Source organism: Xenorhabdus beddingii (assembly GCF_002127545.1).
GTDB classification, from domain to species: domain Bacteria; phylum Pseudomonadota; class Gammaproteobacteria; order Enterobacterales; family Enterobacteriaceae; genus Xenorhabdus; species Xenorhabdus beddingii.
This window is the reverse complement of sequence record NZ_MUBK01000064.1, coordinates 1-4,080: the sequence shown is the minus strand read 5'-3', so window position 1 is coordinate 4,080 and position 4,080 is coordinate 1. Positions and strand designations below refer to the sequence as shown.

At 43.3% G+C, this 4,080-nt stretch carries 4 protein-coding genes and 1 pseudogene; 3 read left to right on the top strand and 2 right to left on the bottom strand.

The window, feature by feature from the left end; translation table 11 throughout:
• Nucleotides 1-98: 98 nt before the first annotated feature.
• Nucleotides 99-535, top strand: a pseudogene (locus tag Xbed_RS18055) (tyrosine-type recombinase/integrase); the annotation flags it as partial.
• 187 nt (nucleotides 536-722) lie between these two features.
• Here the strand turns inward: Xbed_RS18055 and Xbed_RS18050 are convergent.
• Entirely contained in the window at nucleotides 723-1,772 is a 1,050-nt protein-coding gene (locus Xbed_RS18050; RefSeq protein WP_086114224.1) for a DUF6516 family protein, read from the bottom strand.
• Nucleotides 1,773-2,490: 718 nt separating this feature from the next.
• Between Xbed_RS18050 and Xbed_RS18045 the strand changes: the two genes are divergently transcribed.
• Complete coding sequence (locus Xbed_RS18045) at nucleotides 2,491-2,697, top strand: helix-turn-helix transcriptional regulator (RefSeq protein ID WP_086114223.1); 207 nt, start codon at nucleotides 2,491-2,493, stop codon at nucleotides 2,695-2,697.
• Between the two features lie 144 nt (nucleotides 2,698-2,841).
• On the opposite strand, the gene Xbed_RS20570 is transcribed toward Xbed_RS18045, so the two are convergent.
• Nucleotides 2,842-2,976: a hypothetical protein gene (locus Xbed_RS20570; protein WP_279625546.1), complete on the bottom strand. Its 135-nt coding sequence runs from the start codon at nucleotides 2,974-2,976 to the stop codon at nucleotides 2,842-2,844.
• A gap of 65 nt (nucleotides 2,977-3,041) precedes the next feature.
• Here Xbed_RS20570 and Xbed_RS18040 point away from each other — a divergent pair.
• Nucleotides 3,042-4,080 (top strand): toprim domain-containing protein (locus tag Xbed_RS18040; RefSeq protein ID WP_208612274.1); only part of this gene is annotated, 1,039 nt, incomplete at its 3' end.

Genomic DNA, 4,080 nt, shown 5'->3' with positions numbered 1-4,080 from the left:
CGGTTACGGCGCATGGTTCAGTCTCCAAAGGAAAGATAAATTAGCCGTAGCGTGCACGCGCCTGATGGCAGGGACAAGGTGAGTTCACCGGACGCTTACGAAAAGCCATTGAAGGGGTTAAATTCTCTGAACGGGGCATGAAAATGAAAACGGAGCATATCGTGCCTTTGAGTCGTCAAGCAGTCACTTTGTTTAAATCATTACGTGAATTAAGTGGCGATTGTGAAGTTATGTTCCCTAACGATCATGATCCACAAAAGGTCATGAGTGAAAGCACCGTCAATAATGCCTTGCGTGGCATGGGTTCAGAACAATGGCTCGCGGCGCGATGGGCGAATCAGGATTATGGAACGATGACGCCATCGAACGCCAGTTAAGCCATGTGGAAAGAAAAAACGTCAGAGCTGCCTATATTCACACTTCCAAACATTTGGACGAACGGCGATTGATGGTGCAATGGTGGGCTGATTATCTGGATGCCAACCGGGAAAAACATATCACACCGTATGATTTTGCTAAGAAACGCCGGAAGTAACATTAATTAATGCTTATAATATACTGAATAAAAGATGATTTTTTAGACCTTGTTGGCAGTGCCAACAGAGTCTGCTTTTTATACAACCCATAGTTGCATCATTTCATCTTTAATCTGATAGTCAGCTCAGCCGCTCGAACGAATCAATCAAACTAGGCCCGATTCAGTAGTTCATTGCCAGATTGCCTTACAATTTATCCTCAGCCTCTTGGATCAATTTTAAAAGTAGTTTCATATCCAGACCAACATCGCCGTATGTGAAGCTTGCCTTGACGATATTTTTCCTAGACTTACGTAGATCAGAATGTACGTGATCAGGGCCGTAAGGTACTTTGTGATGATTGGCAGAATCGACTCTGGACAACTGCTTGCCTTCAGGGCTCAGGATGTTATAGGCATAATTTGACTGAGAATGCTGTCTGATTATTACTGTGATTCCGGATTGTCTACGGGCGGTTACAGTTTTCTCTTCAACTTTCACGATAGTGCATTTGAGGTTTACTTTAAGTGCTTCACAGGTCTGCTCAAGCTTTTCTTCAGTAGTCCGTGGGCGCATATTTGAGAACATAACTGTTCCCCCCAGATGCTTTGTAAGATAGTTGAGAAGGGTCGATTGCTTCTGAGATTCGGCTTCGTGTGTCACACACAGCTGCATACCAATCATCATCCCTGACTTTCCCCAAACAGTGCTGGTCGCCATGAGATCGGTTTTTTCACCACAAACTAGGCACCGTCCATCAGAGGACAGCCAGATACCCTGATCTACGGCAGTATTCTCAAGTCGCCCTCCGAGCAGACTATCGAATAAGCTAGCATTGGCTTTCCTTTTTTCATGCCACGCCACATAACGTTGTACATACCCCGCATCATCAATGAGTTTCGAGAAGCCGGCGTCGTTCATTGGCGCGAGCTTGATTCCGTGTTGTTCAATATAAGCACCAATATGACCAACCCAAAAAAGGTCTTCTGATTTCATGAAATAAATTCTAGCCGCAGGAAAGCGGTCCGTCGGCTCATATAGCGCATTTACGTAAAAAGTACCCGCGCTGATATAAATATGAACATTTGTTGCTCCTTGCATCATCCAAAGCAAGATTTCTTTGCTCGAAACCTCAATTGCCAAAACGGGTCGCTCTTCCTGCAATATATTGCCCCCGAAGCATTGAATTGCGGTATCCGTTGCAGACCCACTTAATTTAAGGTTGACGCAATCGGTGATTACATCGCTAAGTCTCAAGGTCCTCTCCTTTACTATTTTTGTTGGTGCAGCGCAGTGGCTACGTCCAAATTGAACTGTCTCCTGATGATTAAGACAAATTATTGCTAAATACCTTCTTGTTATCAAACAGCCTTTGACATCGCAAGGGCGGTAAGTTTGTTTCACGTCCTGAGACATTCAACAAGCGTTTTATGCTTCAAGCAAAAACTAATTTCGATCTTTGAGTGCCAATAAGTATTTCGCTTCGTCGTAACAGGTTCTGGTCTTCCAACAGCAGTAAATTATCCTTTTCTGGCAGTCCAGCATAGCCTGTTTTTCAGGTAATACATAAACACGTGAAATCACACATTCTAATCTTGTCTTTATTTTGTCCTTCATACAGTTAATCTTATTATCGCAACTATAAATATGGCGATTTTTTAAACTTTGTTGCCCCGGACAACAAAGATTGTTTTTTGCACAAAAAAAGGAATATTAAAAAATATGAATTAAAATCAATGTATTACATTTATTTGGTTTAACTCATCTTGATATTACAGTCATATCATTGGTGTTTTTTCATGCGAGTGTGCCCGTGGCACAGAAGCCTATTTTTCATCCAGTCAATAAGCGGCAATTAATTCTATAAATTGCATAAAGAGTTTACGCTTTCAATTAAACAGAATTTTTAAATAATCCTCTGTCATCAAATAACGTCTACCAAGGCATTTCAAGGATTCGATAACAGGGGGTATACATGCCAACAATTACAACATCTAAAGAAAGTCTTATTCGCCTGCCAGAAGTTCAGCGCAGAACAGGCTACAGCAAGGCATGGATCTACAGGCTGATTAAAGAAGATAAGTTCCCGAAGCAAGTCAAAATCGGCCCTCGTTCGGTGGCGTTTGTTGAATCAGAAATTGATGGCTGGGTAGATCAGCGGATTGCTGAGTCTCGTGCCTGATAAAGTACTGGCCTGAATTTTGGTGCATTAGTTCACAATGCAGATAATTCTTTCATTAAGAGATATGCAAGTTTTGCAATTATTATTTAAACAACAAAAGGATAGCGGCATGGGAGCTATCCTCCTGATTAACTGTCGGTTGGTTCAACCTTTGGGTTCAATGCCGCGTGATTGGAGTTCTTTACGGAGTATGCGCTTGATCCATGTAGCAAGAGAAGCATCACCATCGGTTTTTGCTTGTTCTTCAAGTTGTTGTCTGAATTCTTCCGTCAATCTCATTTGGTATTGCGGAGATCGTTTTTCTTTTTGTATTCGAATTTATCCAAACCGTGAAGCAATCTGCTATGTACCATTGGGGAAATCTGTTGCCTGCCTGTGGCATTGAGATCCCAGCAAAGGGTAAACATGGTGCTTGCCCTGTTTGCGGCGGTACCGACCGTTTCCATTTCATCGACGACCATCATCATGGCAACTGGCACTGTCGTCAGTGTGATCTTACGAATTACGGCGATGGATTGGATTTAGTAGCGAAAACCAATCGTATCTCAATTCTTGAGGCCGCTAAGATTATTGCGAATGTACTGGCATTGCCTTTGTCGGAACCCATGCCAGCCAAAGAAATCACTTATCCCGTACAAACGATTACCGAAAGAGTCGCGGCACTGATGGCGCAAACTGTCGTGGGGCAATATCCCTATCTGGCTGCAAAGGGACTACAACACCATGATCAGCGTTTACTGGAAGATGGCTCCTTATTATTGGTACTGACAGCGTTAGATAAAAAGGTTACAGGTGCGCAGATCATCAAACCGGATGGAACAAAAAAATTACTGTCTGGCAGCCAGAAGAAAGGTTCTTTTATTGCCTTGTCAGCGCTGGATAATCGGCCCGATACAGTAATTATTACCGAGGGTTACGCTACAACCTTGACCGTTAACCAGTTACATCAAGGCACTGTTCTGGCGGCGCTGGATGCAGGCAATTTGCTCTCTGTCGCAAAAAACGTTCGGGAACGCTGGTCGGACACAAAAATTATTCTTGCCGCAGATAACGACTGGCATCATCCCGACGAACGGGATAAAAACGGCAAACCAAAGGTAAATATCGGCAAGATCTCAGCAAAAAAAGTGGCGCTTGCAGTGAATGGTTGGGTCACGTTACCGCCTACAGAGTACAAAGCTGATTGGGATGATTATCGTCAGCAGCATGGCATTGAGGCTGCAAAGCAGGCATTCAGTAATGGATTGCATCAGGTGGCAGAGAACGTTGCAGTGTCAAAACCTATGACCACTGATTCAGATGAATACCAAGAGAAAGAATACGATCCGCTAAAACCTCATATCGATATCCGCAAGAATGGAATTTATTGGGTTGAACCGAAAG